The following is an 18,493-nucleotide window of genomic DNA, read 5'->3' as shown; positions in this document are numbered from 1 at the left end:
CACACCCCCGCAGCATCGCGCCCCTCCGCTGTGCGCGCGGCCTTCGTGACGCGGCCCGCCGTCCGCGCCGAAGCTCGCGCGCACCGCCGCGAGTTGCGCTACTCCTCCAACTCGATGGCGCTCCAACCTTTCCGCGTCGCCGCGCTCGCCCTCGTGGCGGGCCTTGTCCTCATCGGCTCTCCGGCCTGCAAGAAGGGCGAGGAGGCCTCGCCAGAGCAGGGGCGCAGGCCAGGGAAGCAGGCGATGAGCTTCCCGGTCGAGGTCGCGCCCGTCGCGGCGGAGCGCGTCGAGTACGCCGTGCCCGCCGTCGGCGCCGTCGAGGCGTTCGAGCAGGTGCAGCTCACCGCGCGCGTCGCCGGCGTCGTCGAGGCGGTGCGGTTCATGGAAGGCGACGAGGTCAAGGCGGGGCAGGTGCTCGTCGAGATCGATCCGGCCCGGTACAACCTCGCCGTCCGCGCCGCGCGCGCGACGCTCGACCGCATGACCGCCACGCAGGCCGAGGCCGCCGCCGGCCTCGAGCGGCGCGAGGCCGAGGGCGCCGAGGGCGTCTTCAGCAAGGAAGAGGTCGCGTCGTGGCGCTCCAGGGCGGCGACGACCGCCGCGCAGGTCGCCGAGGCGAAGATCGCCGTCGACCAGGCGCTCCTCAACCTGCGCGACGCCTACGTGCGCGCGCCCATCCCGGGGAAGATCCAGACGCGCACCGTGCAGACCGGCCAGCACGTCGCCGTCGGCACGGTGCTCGCGACGCTCCTCCGCCGCGACCCGCTCCTGCTCCGCTTCCAGCTCCCCGCCGCCGACGCCCTGCGCGTCCGCCCCGGCATGGAGGCGCGCTTCACGGTGAAGGGCGACGCGCGGACCTACACCGCGAAGCTCACGCACGTCGCCGACGCGGCCGATCCCGCGACGCGCATGGTCGCCGCGACCGGCGAGGTGCAGGGCGAAGGCAAGGACCTGCTCCGCCCCGGCACCTTCGCCGAGGTGACCGTGCCCGTGGGCGCGAGCGGCGACGCGCCCGTGATCCCGCAGACCGCCGTGCGGCCGAGCGAGCGCGGGTTCCTCGCCTACGTGGTCGACGGCACCACCGCGCGCGAGCGCGTGCTCTCGCTGGGGCTGCGCACGACGGACGGGCGCGTCGAGGTGAAATCGGGGCTCTCCGTGGGCGAGCGCCTCGTGGTGCGCGGCGCCGAGGCGCTGCGCGACGGGTCCCAGGTCCGCGTCGCGACGCCCGGCAGCCTGCCCGGCGGCCAGGCCGCGGGCCACGCCGGGGAGGGCGCCGGCGCCGGCGCTGCGTCCGGAGCACCGGCCGGCGCTGCGCCCGGAGCACCTGCCGGCGCGCCGCCGCCCGCCTTGCCCGCCGGCTCATCGCCGGCGCCGGCCGGCTCGGCGCCGGCGACCTCCCCCGCCAGCTCGACGCGGAGCGCGCCGTGAGCCTCACCGAAGCGTGCCTCAGGAAGCCGGTCTTCGCCTGGATGCTGATGGCGGCGACCATCGTCTTCGGCCTCGTGGCCGTGTCGCGGATCGGCATCAGCCAGTTCCCCGACGTCGACTTCCCCACCATCACCATCTCCGCCACCCTGGAGGGCGCCGCCCCCGAGATCATGGAGCACGACGTGGTCGAGCCGCTCGAGGAGGCGGCCGTCCAGGTCGAGGGGATCCGGTCGATCACGTCGACGTCGCGCCAGGGCAGCGCCTCGGTCACCATCGAGCTCGATCTGTCGCGCGACGTCGACGTCGCGCTCCAGGACGTGCAGACGAAGATCTCCCAGGCGCAGCGGCGGCTGCCGCTCGACCTCGACCCGCCCGTCGTCTCCAAGACGAACCCGGAGGACCAGCCGATCATGTGGGTCGGGCTCTCCGGCCCCTTCTCCCCGCAGCTCGTCGCCGACATCGCGCGCTACCGGCTGAAGGAGAAGCTCCAGACGGTGCCCGGCGTCGGCGAGCTGACCCTCGGCGGCTACCTCGAGCGCAACGTCCGCATCTGGATCGACGCCGATCGCCTCGCCGCCAAGGGCCTCACCGTCGCCGAGGTCACCGAGGCCCTGCGCCGCCAGCACATCGAGCTCCCCGCCGGCCGCATCGAGACCCAGGGGCGGGAGATCAACGTGCGCGTGATGGGCGAGGCGCTCGACCTCGCCACCTTCAAGAAGATCGTCATCCGCGAGGGCGACCCCGGCGGCGCCGCCCCGCCCGGCGCGGCCGCCCAGCCGGCGGGCCCGCCGTCGTCGGCGCGCGCCACGGTGTACCTGGAGGACGTCGCGCTCATCGAGGACGGCTTCGAGGACGTCCGCCGGCTCGCCCGCGTGAACGGCGAGCCCGCGCAGGGCCTCGGCGTGCGGAAGCAGCGGGGCTCGAACGCGGTCGAGGTCGCGCAGGGCGTCCGCGCCGCGCTCGCCGAGGTCCAGAAGACCCTGCCCGAGGGGATGGAGGTCGGGGTGAACTTCGACTCGACGAAGTTCATCGAGGAGTCGGTCCACGAGATCGAGCTCGAGCTCGGCATGGCCATCGCGCTCACGGCCCTCGTCTGCTGGATGTTCCTCGGCTCGCTCTCCAGCACGATCAACGTCGTCCTGGCGATCCCGATGTCGCTGCTCGGCACGGTCGCCGCGATCTACTTCCTCGGTTTCACGCTGAACACCTTCACGCTGCTCGGGCTCTCGCTCGCCGTCGGCATCGTCGTCGACGACGCGATCATGGTGCTCGAGAACATCCACCGGCACGCCGAGGGGGGGAAGGACCGCGTCCGCGCCGCCCGCGAGGGCACCGCCGAGATCACCTTCGCGGCGCTCGCCGCGACGCTCGCGGTCGTCGCGATCTTCATCCCGATCATCTTCATGGAGGGGGTGGTCGGCCGCTTCTTCCTCCAGTTCGGCGTGACCCTCTGCATCGCCGTGCTCCTCTCGTACCTGGAGGCGATCACCCTCGCGCCCGCCCGCTGCGCGCAGATCCTCGACGTCTCGCGCGAGGGCCGGGGCCGCCTCGGGCAGCTCGTCGACCGCGGCTTCGAGGCGCTCTCCCGCGGCTACGGCTGGCTGCTCGCCCGGGCGCTGCGGTTCCCGGTCGCGGTGGTCCTGCTCGGCGCACTCCTCTTCGCCGGCGCGATCGTCACGATGCAGCGGCTCCCGACGGAGTTCGTCCCGTCGCAGGACCAGGGGCGGCTCCTCGTGCGCCTGCAGACGGCGGTCGGCTCGGACATCGAGGAGACCGACCGGCTCTTCCAGCGCGCGGAGACGTTCGTGGGCGAGCACCCGGCGGTGTCGCGCGTCTTCGCCGTGGTCGGCGGCTTCGGCGGCGGCGCCGTGAACACGGGCGTCCTGTTCATCACGATGAAGCCGCCCGAGGAGCGGTCGCTCTCGCAGGCCGACCTCCAGGGCGCGCTCCGCAAGGAGCTGAACGGCTACCCCGGCCTGCGCGCCGTGGTCCAGGACCTCTCGCAGTCGGGCTTCACGGCGCAGCGCGGCTTCCCGGTCGAGTTCTCGATCCGCGGCCCCGACTGGGGCGAGCTCACGAGGCACAGCGAGCGCATCCGGAGCGAGCTCGCGCAGAGCGGCCTCGTCGTCGATCTCGACACCGACTACCAGCTCGGCATGCCCGAGCTCCGCATCACGCCCGACCGGGCGCGCGCGGCGGATCTCGGCGTGAGCGTCGCGTCGATCGCGACGACGCTGAACACGCTGGTCGGCGGCGGGCGCATCGCCAAGTACAACGACAATGGGCGCCGCATCGACGTCCGCGCGCGCCTGCTCGCCGAGCAGCGGAGCCGGCCCGAGGACCTCGCGCGCATCCAGGTGAGGAGCGCGTCGGGCGCGCTGGTGCCGCTCACGTCGGTCGTGAGCTACGAGGAGCTCCCCGCGCTGCAGGCGATCACGCGCCGCGACCGCGAGCGCGCCATCTCGATCTTCGGCAACATCGCGCCCGGGCACTCCCAGGGCGAGGCGGTCGCCCGGGTCGAGGAGCTCGGCCGGGACCTGCCGGCCGGCTACCGCGTGGTGCTGGGCGGCGCGAGCGTGACGTTCCGCGAGTCGATGGGCGGCCTCATCTTCGCGCTCGTGCTCGGGATCCTGGTCGCCTACATGGTGCTGGCGTCCCAGTTCAACTCGTTCCTGCACCCGGTCACGGTGCTGACGATCCTGCCGCTGTCGATCGCGGGCGCCGCCTTCGCGCTGCTGCTCTCCGGGCACACGCTCAACATCTTCAGCATGATCGGCATCCTCCTGCTCATGGGGATCGTGAAGAAGAACTCGATCATCCTCGTGGATCACGCGATCGAGGTGCGGCGGGGGCACGGCGAGGGGATAGGGGAGGCCATGGACGCCCGCACGGCGATGCTCCGCGCCGGCCCGGTGCGGCTCCGGCCGATCCTGATGACCTCGATCGCGACGCTGATGGCCGCGGTCCCGTCGGCGCTGGCGCTCGGGCCCGGCGCCGAGATCCGGGCCCCGATGGCCGCGGCGGTCATCGGCGGCCTCCTCGTCTCGACGGCGCTCAGCCTCCTCGTCGTGCCGGCGTTCTACGTGCTCGCCGACGACGTGCAGGGCCGCGTCGCGCGGCTCCGGGCGCGGCGCGCGGGGCGCCACGCGCCCGCCGGGCCGGCGCACCCGGCCGCGCCGGAGCGCTAGGGCCGGCCGTCGGGTGCGGGGCGCTGCCCGGGGAGCAGGGCTAGCATCGACGCCGCTATTCCCCGCGTACTCAGACCTGAACCACTTCATCGCACGCGCGAAGCTGCGGCAGGCAGGGACAGTTTCATGACGATCTGGATCAGCGGAGTCTGCGAGACGAACGGCATCGACATCCATTACCTCCGAACTGGAGGCGCCAAGCCTCCCGTCGTGCTGCTCCATGGATTGATGGGGAGCGGCGCCTGCTGGACTCCCGTGGCGCGGGCGCTCGAGGGGGAGTTCGACGTCGTCATGCCCGACGCCCGAGGGCACGGCGGTTCGAGCGCGCCGCACCACGGATACCGGTACGAGGATCACGCGAGCGACGTCGTGGGCCTCATCCGCGGCCTGGAGCTCTCTCGTCCGGTCCTGCTTGGCCACTCGATGGGCGGCATGACCGCCGCGGTGGTGGCGAGTCGAGGGGCGGGGGTCATCCGCGGCCTCATCCTGGTCGACCCGACGTTCTTGAGCCCCGAGCGCCAACGCGAGGTGCGCGACAGCGATGTCGCCGATCAACACCGCCAGGCCCTCGGTTTACAGAAGGCTGATCTCGTCGCGCAGGCCCGCGCCCGACACCCGGGTCGCTCGCCGGAGATCGTCGAGCTTCAAGCCGAGGCGAGGCTGAAGACCCGCATGGGCGCGTTCGACGTCCTCACGCCGCCCAACCCCGAATATCGCGACGTGGTGAGCGCGATCGACGTCCCGAGCCTGCTCGTCATCGGTGACAGCAGCCCCGTCGTCACGCTCGAGATGGCGACGGAGCTGCGGAGCCTCAACCCGCGCGTACGGATCGAACAGGTACAGGACGCCGGCCACGGCCTTCCATTTCAACAACCCGAGCGCCTGGGAGAGGTGGTTCTGTCGTTCTTGCGTGGGCTCGCTTAGCTGCTCGTGCGCCTCGGCCTGACGAATCGTTGCAGCTGTCTCGGCGGTGGCGCACGGCAACGGGCCGAACGGGCTCGCCGCGGTCCAGGCGGCGCTCGTTGCCCTCAGCCGGCTCGACCAGGAGCACGCGATGGTCTATTTCAGCTCATCTGGAACGGGTTGCCCTACTTGCTCACCGACACCACGTCCAGGTGCAGCATCTGGCCGGTGGTCGGCGCCGTGTCGTACGGTGGCAGCCCCTCGAAATAGTCCTTGGTCCAATTGGCGATCTGGCGTTCGTTGCCGTCGTTCATCACCACCTTGACCATGGCGCCGCCGTTGACCTGGATCGTCGCCTCGTAGTCCTCCTTGTGAATGTCGTGAGCGCGGTACTGATAATTGTTCAGCCAGTACGTCTGGCGCGGCTCGCTCACCTCAATCGAATATTGCTGGTAATTGATGGAATCGTTGGGGCCAATGCTACCGCCGATCATGAACGGCTTCACGGGCATCTCCCCCCCCACGATGTCCGTCGGCTCCCAGATCCCGCGCACCCGCAGCTTGACCGAGTACGTCGTGTTCGGATCGCCGCCGAAGGTCACCTGCTTCTCGATGTGCTGGGTGTTGGGCGGATGATTGCACGTCGCCATGGACGCCAGCGGCAAGGGCGTCGACGGGTCGCACGGGGCATCGATAAACAGCTTGTCCAACCCGCTCGCATAGCTTGCCAGATCTGGAGCGGCGCCGCCGCCGCCTGCCTCGACGGAACCACCGGCGCCACCCGAGCCACCGGCGCCACCCGAGCCACCGGCGCCACCCGAGCCACCGGCGCCACCCGAGCCACCGGCGCCACCCGAGCCCGACGCGGCGTCCTGCGTACCGGCATCGCCCGGCGCTGCTCCCGCGGTTCCATCCATGCCACCCGTCTCGGTGCTGCTGCATCCGGCGACCGTAAGCAGCAGCGCAAGCAGGGCCATCGCCGGCGTTGCGCGGATGCTCCGCATCCCTGCGGTATCGGGACTCGGACCGGGGTCATCGATGGCGGTGCGGTTCGCGCAGACGAGCCGCGCTGTAGCGAACGGAAAAATCCAGCTCATCGAGCCAGTATCCTACGATTGCGACGCGCCTGCAAGAGAGGGGAGGCCAATCGTGGACCGGCGTCATCACCCGATGCGTCGCGCCGTTGCGCCTCGGCTTGCGGAGGAGGTGTCCCGCGCGGCCATCGGCCAGGATCGAGAGGCGCTCCAAGCTGAACGGCGGGCGCGCGCCGTACCAGCACAATCGCTCGAGCCCTCCGCGATCCCCCGCGCGCCCGGTGATCGATCAGCCATGCTGCAATCCTACACGGGTCGTTCGAGTGTCCTCGCCGCTGAGTTCGGTCGCGCTGACGCGACGGTCTGCGGCCTCTGCCAGCGTGGTGTAGACAATATTGCACAGCCGAGTGAACTCGTTGGATCTGTTGGTTTTTGTAGGCGGAACAGTAAATCGTACGTTATGTCAACTGCCGGTCGGCGCCGTGGGCGGTCCGAACCAGGTGGTCAGGGCGTCACCGAGGCCCTGGTCCGTGCCTTCTCCGACCCACGCGACGTAGCCGTCAGGGCGAATCAAGACCGCGGTGGGAGCAGCGACCGCGCCGAGCACCGGGAGCTCCCACGCGCCGGCGTATCGCGCGTCGACTCGCCGGACCCGAGCCGCCCACGGCGTGATGTCGAAGGCGCCGGGCTCGCCGAGGTTGAGGAACACCGGTCGGGCATCGTGCAGCAGGGCGAACACGCGCTGCGGGCCGTCCGTGATGACCACGTCGAGATCGGGCATGCGGCGCCCGAGCAACGGGTGTCCCTCGCCGAGATCGTAGTTGATGTCCACGCCAGACATCATCGCGACGTATTGCTGGCGAGGCGCGTCCCTCTGCATCAGCTCGGACATCATCCCGCGCAAGGCCTCGATACGATCGTCGCTGCGATCGAGCGCGGTGAGCGCCATGGTGTTACGCAGCACGCGGGCGCCGACTGGGTGCCGCTCGGCATGGTACGTGTCCAGGAGGCTCTCCGGCGACGTCCCGTGGACCACCTGGGCGAGCTTCCATCCCAGATTCACCGCGTCCTGCACGCCGATGTTGAGCCCCTGTCCGCCCATCGGGGAATGCACGTGCGCCGCGTCGCCCGCCAAGAGCACGCGGTTGTTTCGGTAGGACGCCGCCTGCCGAGCCATATCGGTAAACCGGGAGATATAGGTGGCGCTGCGAAGACCATAATCCGTCCCGTAGACGGCGATGAGCGCCTCGCGGACGTCGCGTAGGGTCGGCTTGTCGCCCTGGGCGAGGGGCGGTTCACTCAACACCATGCGCACGCTCTTGCCGTCCTCGAGCTTGCCTATCGCATTGATGCCCTTTTCACCACGGCGGATGCCCCACTCGGGCTCTTCGGCCATCTCGACCTCGGCGATCAAGTAGCTGGTCGACGGATCCCACCCTGGGAAGTCGATGCCTGCTTTCTTGCGGATCAGGCTGCGACCGCCGTCGCACCCGACGAGATACTTCGCGCGCAACGATCGGCCGTCGGACAGCTCGACATCGACGCCGGCGTCGTCCTGCGCGAAGCCCGTGACCTCACTTCGGCGATAGATCGGCACCCCCAGCTCAGAGACCCAGTCGGCCAGGATGCGCTCGGTGCGGTACTGCCAGAGCCCGAGATAGTAGTTGTGGCGAGCCGGGATGTCGCTGATGTCGAGCGTGCCCCGCGCGAAGGGCGCGCTCCGAAACACCTGCCCTTGCGAAATGAAGCGATCGGCGATTCCTCGCTGATCGAGCACCTCGATCGTGCGTATGTACAGCCCGCCTGCGCGCAAGCCCTCGAGGTCTTGGCTCTCACGCCGCTCGACGATGGCGACGTCGACCCTCGCCAACGCCAGCTCGCCCGCCAACATCAGCCCTGTCGGACCTCCTCCGGCGATCACAACTGCGTGCTTTGTCATGGCGACACCGCGTCCGGATTCGTCGTGCATTTCGATCCTCCTGTGCATGCCATCTCTGGCTTGCGGCCGGCGACCGTACGGCACGACCCGGGGCTTGCCGCAAGCCCCCGTCTCTGGCATACGTTGGTAGTGGAGAGAGGCGGGGGTTGCGCTCCCCGGAGCGTTTTGCGTGTGCCCTCTCACAGAACGACGGCGCGCAAATTTCAGCGAGACCCGCCTGCTCCCGCCGGCGTTGTGGGTCAGCGGATCCGCGGCGAAGAGCTGTCGGTCCTCCGGCGGCGCACAGCTGGCGCCGGTGTCCCCTGCGCGGGAGCACGGCCATCAGGACAGCCGCGTTCCCGGCGAAGTAGAGACAGGCCGTCCCGGCGGCGGGCTACCGTGCTCCACCTTGGATGACGAGGAGCGCCACGTCGGCTGACGACGGGTTCCGCCCGGGATGACGACGGGTTCCTCCCCGGCCGACGACACCCGCCGCCGCGATGCCGACGGCGTTGCGCGCCGCGCCGTCGTGATCGGCGCGCGCGTTCGCCCACGCTCGCCGGCCCTATCGCCGCGAGAAGCCCCTCGACATCCCGCTGCGTGCGCGCCTAGCGTGCGCCAAGCCCGGCAAACGACACCATGACCGCTCCTCAGAATCCGCTCCTCAACGACCGCGACGTCGAGTTCCTCCTCTACGAGGTGCTCGACGCGCCCCGCCTCTGCGAGCTCCCCTATTTCGCCGATCACACGCGGGAGACCTTCGACCTCTACCTCCAGAGCTGTCGCCGGTTCGCGCGGGAGGTGCTGTTCCCGACCTACCGGCCGGTGGACGCGTCGCCCCCGCGCTTCGAGGGGGGCGCCGTCGCGGCGCACCCCGCCCTCAAGCAGGTCTTCCGGCCCATGATCGAGCTCGGCGTGCTCACCGCGGCGCGGCCGGCCGACGTTGGGGGCCAGCAGCTGCCGCTCGTGGTCGCGATGCTCGCCGGCGCGTACCTGATGGCGGCCAACCTGAGCGCGTGCGGCTACCTCGGGCTGACGACCGCGGCGGCGCACCTGATCCAGACGTTCGGCGACGAGACCCTGAAGTCCACCTTCATGACCCGGCTGTACGCCGGCGAGTGGACCGGGACCATGGCGCTCACCGAGCCGCAGGCCGGCTCGAGCCTGGCCGACGTGCAGGCGCGCGCCGAGCGGACCCAGGCGGGGCACTACCTCGTCCGCGGGTCCAAGATCTTCATCTCGGGCGGCGATCACGACCTCGCCGAGAACATCGTCCACCTCGTGCTGGCGCGCATCGACGGCGCGCCGCCGGGCATCAAGGGGGTGAGCCTGTTCGCCGTGCCCAAGCGGCGGCCCGAGGGCGGGCGGCTCGTCCCGAACGACGTGGAGGTCGCCGGCGTGATCCACAAGATCGGCTGGCGCGGGCTCCCGAGCCTCGCGATGAGCTTCGGCGAGCGCGGGGACTGCCACGGCTACCTCGTGGGCAACCCGCACCAGGGCATCTCCTACATGTTCCAGATGATGAACGAGGCCCGGATCATGGTGGGCGTCAACGCCGCCGCGACCGCCTCGGCGGCCTACCACGAGGCGCTCGGCTACGCGCTCGCCCGGCCCCAGGGCCGGCCGCTCGCCTCGAAGGATCCGAGGACGCCGCAGGTGCCGATCGTCGAGCACGCCGACGTGCGCCGGATGCTGCTCCGGCAGAAGGCCATCGTGGAGGGCAGCCTCGCGCTGGTCTCCACGACGGCGCGGTACGCCGATCTCGCCGCGCACGCCGAGGATCCGGCGGAGCGCGAGCGCGCGCAGCGGCTCCTCGACCTGCTCACCCCCATCACCAAGACCTTCCCCGCCGAGAAGGGCTTCGAGTCGAACGCCCTCGCGCTCCAGGTCCACGGCGGCTACGGCTACTCGAGCGAGTACCTCCCGGAGGCGTGGCTCCGGGACCAGAAGCTCAACTCGATCCACGAGGGGACGACGGGCATCCAGGGCCTCGATCTCCTCGGCCGCAAGGTCGTGGCCGGGGGCGGCGCGGCGCTCATGGCGCTCGGCGGCGAGGTCGAGCAGGCGATCGGCCGGGCGCGGCGGGCCGGCGTCGAGCCCGCGTGGTGCGAGCGGCTCGGCGCGTCGATGGCGCTGCTCGGGGAGCTGACGATGCACCTCGCCGAGTCGGGGCTGCGCGGCGACGTCGAGCGGATGCTGCGGCACAGCGCGGACTACCTCGAGCTCGCCTCGATCCTGGTGGTCGCGTGGCAGTGGCTCGCGATGGCCGCGGCGGCCCGCGAGGGGCTGGCCCGGGGCGCGTCGCCCGCCGGCTTCTACGAGGGCAAGCTGTGCGCGGCGCAGTACTGGTTCTCGACGGAGCTGCCGCGGGCCCCGGCGCTCGCGGCGCTCTGCCGGTCGGGCGAGGACTCGTACGCGAGGATGCGGCCCGAGTGGTTCTGAGGGGCGGCGCGCAGCTCGCGCGGGGCGTCGGCCAGGTCGGCACCCGCACCCGCACCCGCACCCGTACCCGCCCCGGCACCCGCACCTGCGCACCGCCGCGCCCGCGCACCGCTGAGCCCGTGGAGCTGCTCCCGGCATGTCCGCGGAGCAACATCTTGGAGAGCCTACCTTGTCCCTGTTCGGCGCTTACGCTACTTGATGGATGCCACCTTCAGGGGTGGCCGGACATCGGCAAGGTAAGCGGGCTCACTCGACGCGGCGCTCCTTGCTTGACACGAGACCCAGGACTCCTTCACCAGGAGAGCGAGATGTACGTCCCGACGACGGCGATCCGGCCTCAGCTCGATATTCGCGCGCAGGCGCCCGTGCCCACGAAGCACGGTGTCTTTCAGATGCTCGTGTTCCACTGGGGGGGAGCGACGAACCCCGAGCAGGGGCTATCGCCCGACCACGTCGCGCTGATCATGGGCGACGTGCGCGGCAAGTCGGACGTCACGCTGCGCGTGCACTCCGAGTGCCTCACGAGCGAGGTGTTCGGCTCGCTGAAGTGCGACTGCCGCGAGCAGCTCGAGGCGGCCCAGGCGGAGATCGGCCGCCGCGGGCTCGGCGTCGTGCTCTACCTGCGGCAGGAGGGGCGCGGCATCGGGCTCGCCAACAAGATCCGCGCCTACCAGCTGCAGGCGTTCGGCCACGACACGGTCGACGCGAACCGCATCCTCGGGCTGCCCGACGACGCCCGCGGCTACGAGCCCGCGGCCGCGATGATCGATCACCTCGGGATCGAGTCGATCCGGCTCCTCACGAACAACCCCGACAAGGTGGAGGGGCTCCGCGCCCTCGGCGTGCGCATCTCGTCGCGCTCCCCGGCCATCGTCCCGGCGAACCCGTTCTCCGCGCCCTACCTCGAGGCGAAGCGCGTCCGGATGGGCCACGCCATCCCGGCGCTGCGCGACGGCGCGGCCGCCGAGAGCGCCGCGGCCGGCGACGCCGAGTAGCCCGGGGTGGGCGCGATCCGTCGTGACGTGCGCTGAGCCCCCGCCGGCGAGGTCGTGCGCCTGCGCGCCGGGCGCGTAGCCCGCCGGCGCCAGACCTTGCCGCATCCGTCGCGGATCTTGCCCATCCTCGCCTGCGCACCCACGACGCGCCCCGCCGCTCCGAGAGGGCGTTGGGACCGTCACGTTCGAGGCGCCTCGCCGCCTCGGGAGGCGAGAGGCCATCCGGAGGCGAGGTGACGGCTGCGAGGTGCCGCCAGCAGAGGCGCCGCCCTGGGAGACGCATGTTCGATGCGGCTCCGCGCGGCTCGTCCGGGGTCGCTCACGTCCTCCTCGGGGCGGTCGCTGGAGGAGTGAGCGGCGGCGGAGTGTCGGCTGCTCCCGCAGCGCGGCGGCGGAACAGCGCCACACGTGCCAAGAGCAGCGTGGTCACAGGGACCGTGATGGAGAGCATGATGATGATGAGCCACGGGTGCAGCACGGGCCGGGACTCGATCATCGAGAAGTAGAGGATGCTCGCCAGCGTCACGCACCAGCTGCCGAAGGTGTACGCTAGCGCAGGGGGATGCATGCGCAGGAAGAAGTCCGGCAGGCGTAGGAACCCGAACGCGGAGATGACCACGAACAGGCCGCTCAACACGAGCAACGCAGCGACCGCCGCCTCGACCCAGAGGGGGAGCTGGTTCATTCAATCACCTCCCCACGCAGGATGAACTTCGCCATCGCGGATGAGCTCACGAAGCTGAAGAGCGCGATCAACAACGCGGCTTCGAAGTACGTGTCGCTCCGGTGACGAATACCCAGCACCAGCATGACCAGCATTGCGTGGAAGTAGAGCAAGTCGAGCGCGAACACGCGGTCCTGCGCCCGCGGCCCCCGGATCAACCTGACGACCACCAGAACCGATGCGACGGCGTAGCAGCCGAGCGCGAAGGCAATTGCGCCAGACAGAAGTGCGCTCATTCGAAGATCTCCCTGAGAGGCTCCTCGTAGCGAGCCTTGAAATGGGCGACGAAGGCGCCTTCATCACCGACATTCCACACGTGCAGCAAGAGTGCGCTGCGATCGAGCGCGAGCTCCGACCACACGGTGCCCGGAACCACGGTCGTCACCATGGATAACGCGGCCAGCCCGACGGGATCACGCAGATCGAGGGGCACGATCACGAACTTCGACCGCGGTCGCCGCGATCGCCACGCGACCACGTCCCGGGCGACCTCGAAATTCGAGAGCAAAACGTCGTAGCCGACGCTCAGGATGAAGCGCACGACGACCAGCGGTCGCCGCGCCCGGACATTCGTCAGTCGCAGGGCCGAGGTAAGGAGCGGCACCGCCAGCGCGAGCCCCAGCCCCAGGACGATCTGGCCCACGCTCGTCGAGCGCGCGAGCGCCAGCCACAACGCGAACAGAGCGGCGGACAAGAGCGGCGCGAACACGGGCTTCTCGATGAAGGTCACGGTGCCCCCTCCTCTTCGATCACGGGACGCGTCGGGCCCGGACGAGGCCTCATCGACAAGACGGCCTCGATGTACGCCTCCGGCGAGTGCAGTCCCGCGGCTGTCGCGCTCGTGGTGCGCATGACCGGCTCAGCGCACAGCGTGAGCAAGATGCAGCAGAGGATGAGGCCGAGGACGGAGGCAGCCTCGACGACCTTCAAGCGGGGCGGAAGCCGGCCACCCGACGACCAAAAGTGTCGAATGCCCGCTCTCGCGAGGGAGATGGTGGCCGCGAGCCCCGAGAGGAGCAGCAGCCCAAAGAGGATCCACGCGGCGGGCGGGACGGGGGCGCTGGTGCTCGCGTGGCCGCCCCCTCGGGGCGACAGGAGGGCGGTCAGCAACGAGGTCTTCGCGACGAAGCCCGAGAGCGGCGGCAGCCCTGCGACGAGCAGCGCACAGACCATGAACGCCAGGCCGAGCAACGCGATGGACACCGGAAACGCTCGGGCGACGAGCGGCGCCTCCTCGTCATCGAGGTTGGTGTCCTCGCCCGGCTCCACGTCGAGGTCCGGCACCCGCCGCTGTCCATCGGAGCCGATGCGCTCCACCAACTCGACGAGGAGGAAGAGCGCGCTCACCGCCAACGTGGCGCTCAGCATGTAGAACAGCGCCGCCGACGTCACCGCGGGGGTCCCCGTCCCGAGCGACGCGAGGAGCGTCCCCGACGACACGATCACCGAGAAGCCCGCGACGCGCCCGAGGGACATGGAGGCCATGAGGCCGATCGCGCCGAAGGCGATGGTCGCGAGCCCTGCGTAGAGCAGGACTGTCCCCCCGAACTGCGCCGAAGCGCCCGCGGAGAAGAGCAGCGTCCACAAGCGCACGAGCGCGTAGATGCCCACCTTGGTCATCAGCGCGAAGAGCGCGGCGACAGGCGCGCTCGTGGCCGAGTAGGCCGGCACCAGCCAGGCGTTGAGGGGCCAGATCGCCGCCTTGATGAGGAACGCCACGGCGAGGACCGCCGCGCCTGCGTGCAAGAGCCCGCGATCGCGCGCCGGGACGAGCGCGAGCTTCTCGGCGATGTCGGCCATGGAGAGCGTGCCCATGACGCCGTAGAGCACTGCGAGGCCAACGAGGAAGAGCGACGACGCGAGCAGGTTCACCGCGATGTAGTGGAGCCCCGAGCGCACCCGCGGCCACCCGGATCCATGGAGATGCAGGCCATACGACGCCGCGAGCATCACCTCGAAGAACACGAAGAGGTTGAAGAGGTCTCCCGTGAGGAAGGCGCCGTTGAGCCCCATCAATTGAATCTGGAAGAGCGCATGGAAGTACGCGCCCGCGCGACCCCACGCGGCTTCCGCGTACAGGGCAGCGCAGAGGCTCACCACACCAACCAGAACCAGCATGAGCGCAGAGAGCCGGTCCGCGACGAGCACGATCCCGAAAGGCGCCTCCCAGTTCGACATGAGATACACACCAACGGCGCCGGACGAACCGCCAGCGTCGGCGCCGCGCATGATCTCCAGCGCCACGAGGAGGCCTGCGAAGGCCGCGCCGATATTGACGATCGACTTGGCGCGCTTGCGCTTTCCACCAAGCAGGAGCAACAGGGCCGCCGTCATCAGCGGCAGCACGACGGGCGCGACGATGATGTGCGGGAAGCGCTCGGTCATGGCTCCTCCCTCGTTCCATCCACGTGGTCGGTGCCGCTGAAGCCGCGCGAGGCGAGGAGCACGACGAGGAAGAGCGCCGTGGTCGCGAAGCCGATCACGATGGCCGTGAGCACGAGGGACTGCGGCATCGGATCCGTGTAGTGCTGGAGATCGGCAGGCACGCCGGATCGCACGAGCGGTGGCTTGTCGATGAAGATGCTCCCCATGCTGAAGATGAAGAGGTTCACCGCGTAAGAGAGCAACGTGAGCCCCATGATCACCTGGAAGGTCCGGGGACGCAGCACGAGCCAGGTCCCGGACCCGCCGAGCACGCCGATAACGAGCGCGAGTAGGGCTTCCATCTAGCTCGTGCCCTCGCTCGTCGACGACGCCGGACTCTGCGTTGGTCGCCGGTGTGCACGCAGCGACTGGTGAGCGAGCGCCGTGAGGGTGAGGAGCGTCGCTCCCACGACGACCGCGAACACGCCGAGGTCGAAGAAGGTGGCGCTCGGCAGGTGTGCTTCGCCGATCAGCGGCAGCCTGACATGCGCGGTGTGCGTCGTGAGAAAGGGATAGCCGACGGCGAGCGCGCCAAGGCCCGTGGTCGCCCCGAGCAGCAGTCCAGCGGCGATCCAGCGCACCGGACGGAGGCGCGCGCGCGCCTCCAGCCAGAGCGCCCCCGAGACCATGTACTGCATGAGCATCGCGATCGCGACGACGAGGCCGGCCACGAAGCCGCCGCCCGGCTCGTTGTGCCCACGAAGAAGGAAGTGCGCTGCGACGAGGACGGAGACCGGCAGGAGCAGGCGCGCGATGACCGCCGGCACCATCATGTACCCGCGCGCGGCGGCCTCGGCCGTGCGCGGCTTCACGAGGTCGGTGACGACGTCGGCCGGCAAAGCTCTCTGCTGCTGGGGCTGCTCGATGCTCTCCGGGGGCGGTCGAAAGCGGCGCAGGAGGGCGTAGACCGTGAGCGCGACCGCACCGAGGACCGTGATCTCGCCGAGCGTGTCGAAGGCGCGAAAGTCGACAAGCATGACGTTGACGACGTTGGCGCCTCCTCCTTCCGGCAGCGCGCGGCTGAGGAAGAACGGTGAGATGCTGTGCGGCGCCGGCCGGGTCAGCATGGCATAGGAGAGCGCGGCGAGGCCGCTGCCGGCGCCGATCGCGAGCAGCAGATCGCGCGCGCGCCGCACCCTGTCGCGGGCCGTGACTGGACTGGAAATTCCCTCGATGCGCATCGGCAACCAGCGCAGCCCGAGCAGAAACAGGATGGTGGTGATGATCTCCACGACGATCTGCGTGAGGGCGAGATCGGGCGCCGAGAACCACATGAACGTCAGGCAGGTGACGAGGCCCGCGCCGCCCATCAATGTGATCGCGATCAGCCTGTGGAACTTCGCCATCACCGCAGCGCCGACCGCGCAGACCGCCCCGATGACCCACAAGAGCACGAACGCAGGCGACGCGGGGAGCCTGTCCCGGTCGCCCCACTCCAACGGGACGCCACGCCCCGCGAGGAGCGCGAGGAGGAGCGCTACCGCGACGATCGCGAACATCTGCGTCTGAAGGCGTCGAGTCCCGACGAGCCGAAGCACCCTTCGCGAGAGGCGCGTGAGCCCGAGCAGCGCGCCCTCGAACAGCCGCCTTCCGTTGAGCCGTCCGACGAGGGGCGTATCCTGCAGTCGCCCCTGCTCCTGATGCTTGCGCAACCAGAGGTACCCAACGACGCCGCCTGAGATGGCGACGAGGCTCATGACGAAAGGCGGGTTGAAGCCGTGCCAGATGGCGAGGCTGTAGTCGGGGAGCGTCCCACCGACCACGGGGCGGGCTGCCGCTGCGAGCGATGGCCCGATGGAGATCGTCGGCGCGACGCCGACGATGAGGCAGCTGAGCACCAGGAGCTCGATCGGTGTCCGCATCCACCGCGGGGCTTCCTCCGGCTGCCGAGGAAGATCGGTCGACGGCGGGCCGAAGAAGATGTCGTAGCCGAAGCGCAGCGAGTACACGACCGCGAAGATCGCCGCGATCGTCGCCAGCGCTGGGAGCCCCACCTCCACCGAGGGGTGCGCGGACAAGAACATCGTCTCGGCGAAGAACATCTCCTTCGACAGGAAGCCGTTGAGCAGCGGCACGCCGGCCATCGCTGCGCTCGCCACGAGCGCCAGCGTGCCGGTGCGAGGCATGGAACGAATCAGGCCGTTCAAGCGACGGATGTCGCGCGTCCCGGTCTCGTGGTCGACGACGCCCGCAGCCATGAACAGCGAGGCCTTGAACGTCGCGTGGTTCATGATGTGGAACACGCCGGCGACGGCGGCGAGCGGGCTGTTGAGCCCGAAGAGGAGCGTGATGAGGCCGAGGTGGCTGACGGTCGAGTAAGCGAGCACGCGCTTCAGATCGTTCTGGAACATGGCGATGTACGCGCCGAGCAGGAGCGTCGTCACGCCCGCGCCGCTGACGATCCAGAACCACAGCTCGGTCCCCGATAGCACCGGCCAGAGCCGCGCGAGCAGGAATACGCCCGCCTTCACCATGGTCGCCGAGTGCAGGTAGGCAGACACCGGCGTCGGCGCGGCCATCGCCCGCGGCAACCAGAAGTGAAACGGGAATTGAGCGCTCTTGGTGAGCGCACCAAGCAAGATGAGGACGAGCGCGACTGGGTAAAGCGGGTGTGCCCGCACGCGGTCGCCCGAGGCGAGGGCCACATCGAGCTCATAGCTGCCGACGATGTGGCCGAGGATGATCACGCCTCCGAGGAGCGCGAGCCCGCCCGCGCCGGTCACGGTGAGCGCCATGCGCGCGCCCCGCTGCGCGTCCACCCGGTGATGCCAGTAGCCGATGAGCAGGAACGAAACGAGGCTCGTGAGCTCCCAGAAGACGACGAGCTGAACGAGGTTGCCCGAGACGACGACGCCCAGCATTGCGCCCATGAACGCGAGGAAGAGCGCGTATAGGCGCGCCACCGGATCCTCGGGGGACATGTAATAGCGCGCGTACAGACAGACGAGGGCGCCGATGACGGTGATGAGCACGGCGAACATCCACGCGAACCCGTCGATCCGAAGGACCAGATCGAGGCCGAGCGAAGGCACCCACGAGATCGTCTCGCGGATCACTCCCCCGTCACGCACCCGCGGGAACAGGCTGATGACCCAGGCCGCCGCGCCGGCCGACACGAGCCCTGCACAAGCCGCAAGCTCGGACCGCGCCCGCGTCGGCAGGAGCGCGGTGAGCACGCTTCCGAGAAATGGCAAGAGGAGCAGGGCGACCACAGGCATGGCGCGCGAGTGTACTTGCTGACCCCGCCGGTTTCAGCCAAAAGGGTGGGAAGGGGGGGCAGCCAGGCACAAGAAAGCTCGTAGTCGCGAAGCCGCCGCCGCGATGCGCGCGAACGGGGAAACGCACAGTACGACCCGTCCGTGAACGCCGATGCACTCGAGAGGGAAGCGCTGCGAAGAGGGGTCGTGACGAGAGGAGCCCCGATCGCCGACAAAAGC

Annotated in this window: 13 protein-coding genes and 1 pseudogene; 5 read left to right on the top strand and 9 right to left on the bottom strand. The window is 70.0% G+C overall.

The genetic code is table 11. From position 1 onward, the window contains the following. Window positions 1-114 precede the first annotated feature (114 nt). The 3 genes from WMF20_RS31655 to WMF20_RS31645 all read left to right on the top strand — a co-directional run bounded on the left by WMF20_RS31655 (window position 115) and on the right by WMF20_RS31645 (window position 5,540). A complete protein-coding gene (locus WMF20_RS31655; protein WP_437605595.1) occupies window positions 115-1,428 on the top strand; it encodes an efflux RND transporter periplasmic adaptor subunit in 1,314 nt (437 codons plus the stop codon). After that, window positions 1,425-4,616, top strand: coding sequence for an efflux RND transporter permease subunit (locus WMF20_RS31650; protein ID WP_437605594.1), 3,192 nt, complete (start codon window positions 1,425-1,427; stop codon window positions 4,614-4,616). The genes WMF20_RS31655 and WMF20_RS31650 overlap by 4 nt, the downstream gene beginning before the upstream one ends. A gap of 126 nt (window positions 4,617-4,742) precedes the next feature. After that, window positions 4,743-5,540, top strand: a complete 798-nt coding sequence (locus WMF20_RS31645; protein WP_437605593.1) for an alpha/beta fold hydrolase — start codon at window positions 4,743-4,745, stop codon at window positions 5,538-5,540. A 164-nt stretch (window positions 5,541-5,704) separates the two neighbouring features. Here the strand turns inward: WMF20_RS31645 and WMF20_RS31640 are convergent, their stop codons facing one another. Both WMF20_RS31640 and WMF20_RS31635 read right to left on the bottom strand, forming a co-directional pair. Then, window positions 5,705-6,616 carry a hypothetical protein gene (locus tag WMF20_RS31640; protein ID WP_437605592.1) on the bottom strand — a complete coding sequence of 304 codons (912 nt, stop codon included), beginning with the start codon at window positions 6,614-6,616 and terminating at the stop codon, window positions 5,705-5,707. 400 nt (window positions 6,617-7,016) lie between these two features. Further along, a complete protein-coding gene (locus WMF20_RS31635) occupies window positions 7,017-8,522 on the bottom strand; it encodes an FAD-dependent monooxygenase (protein WP_437605591.1) in 1,506 nt (501 codons plus the stop codon). Window positions 8,523-9,110: 588 nt separating this feature from the next. Between WMF20_RS31635 and WMF20_RS31630 the strand changes: the two genes are divergently transcribed. Both WMF20_RS31630 and ribA read left to right on the top strand, forming a co-directional pair. Further along, window positions 9,111-10,913, top strand: a complete 1,803-nt coding sequence (locus tag WMF20_RS31630; protein WP_437605590.1) for an acyl-CoA dehydrogenase — start codon at window positions 9,111-9,113, stop codon at window positions 10,911-10,913. A 308-nt stretch (window positions 10,914-11,221) separates the two neighbouring features. Then, entirely contained in the window at window positions 11,222-11,908 is a 687-nt protein-coding gene (gene ribA, locus WMF20_RS31625) for a GTP cyclohydrolase II (protein ID WP_437605589.1), read from the top strand. A 145-nt stretch (window positions 11,909-12,053) separates the two neighbouring features. Here ribA and WMF20_RS31620 read toward each other — a convergent pair. From WMF20_RS31620 to WMF20_RS31590, 7 genes and pseudogenes are all read right to left on the bottom strand, one after another. Further along, a pseudogene (locus WMF20_RS31620) lies at window positions 12,054-12,191 on the bottom strand (cation-transporting P-type ATPase); the annotation flags it as partial. Between the two features lie 36 nt (window positions 12,192-12,227). Continuing rightward, complete coding sequence (locus WMF20_RS31615) at window positions 12,228-12,593, bottom strand: Na+/H+ antiporter subunit G (RefSeq protein WP_437605588.1); 366 nt, start codon at window positions 12,591-12,593, stop codon at window positions 12,228-12,230. After that, window positions 12,590-12,868, bottom strand: a complete 279-nt coding sequence (locus tag WMF20_RS31610) for a K+/H+ antiporter subunit F (RefSeq protein WP_061628449.1) — start codon at window positions 12,866-12,868, stop codon at window positions 12,590-12,592. The genes WMF20_RS31615 and WMF20_RS31610 overlap by 4 nt, the downstream gene beginning before the upstream one ends. Next, window positions 12,865-13,353, bottom strand: a complete 489-nt coding sequence (locus tag WMF20_RS31605) for a Na+/H+ antiporter subunit E (RefSeq protein ID WP_437617192.1) — start codon at window positions 13,351-13,353, stop codon at window positions 12,865-12,867. Before WMF20_RS31605 ends, WMF20_RS31610 begins: the two co-directional genes overlap by 4 nt. 5 nt (window positions 13,354-13,358) lie before the next feature. Further along, window positions 13,359-15,017: a monovalent cation/H+ antiporter subunit D gene (locus WMF20_RS31600; RefSeq protein ID WP_437605587.1), complete on the bottom strand. Its 1,659-nt coding sequence runs from the start codon at window positions 15,015-15,017 to the stop codon at window positions 13,359-13,361. Further along, entirely contained in the window at window positions 15,014-15,358 is a 345-nt protein-coding gene (locus WMF20_RS31595) for a Na+/H+ antiporter subunit C (RefSeq protein ID WP_437605586.1), read from the bottom strand. The genes WMF20_RS31600 and WMF20_RS31595 overlap by 4 nt, the downstream gene beginning before the upstream one ends. After that, entirely contained in the window at window positions 15,359-18,274 is a 2,916-nt protein-coding gene (locus WMF20_RS31590; RefSeq protein ID WP_437605585.1) for a monovalent cation/H+ antiporter subunit A, read from the bottom strand. Window positions 18,275-18,493 lie beyond the last annotated feature (219 nt).

The sequence above is a fragment of the Sorangium sp. So ce834 genome, from assembly GCF_051521425.1.
Lineage (GTDB): Bacteria > Myxococcota_A > Polyangia > Polyangiales > Polyangiaceae > Sorangium > Sorangium cellulosum_D.
This window is presented reverse-complemented; position numbering and strand designations above follow the sequence as displayed.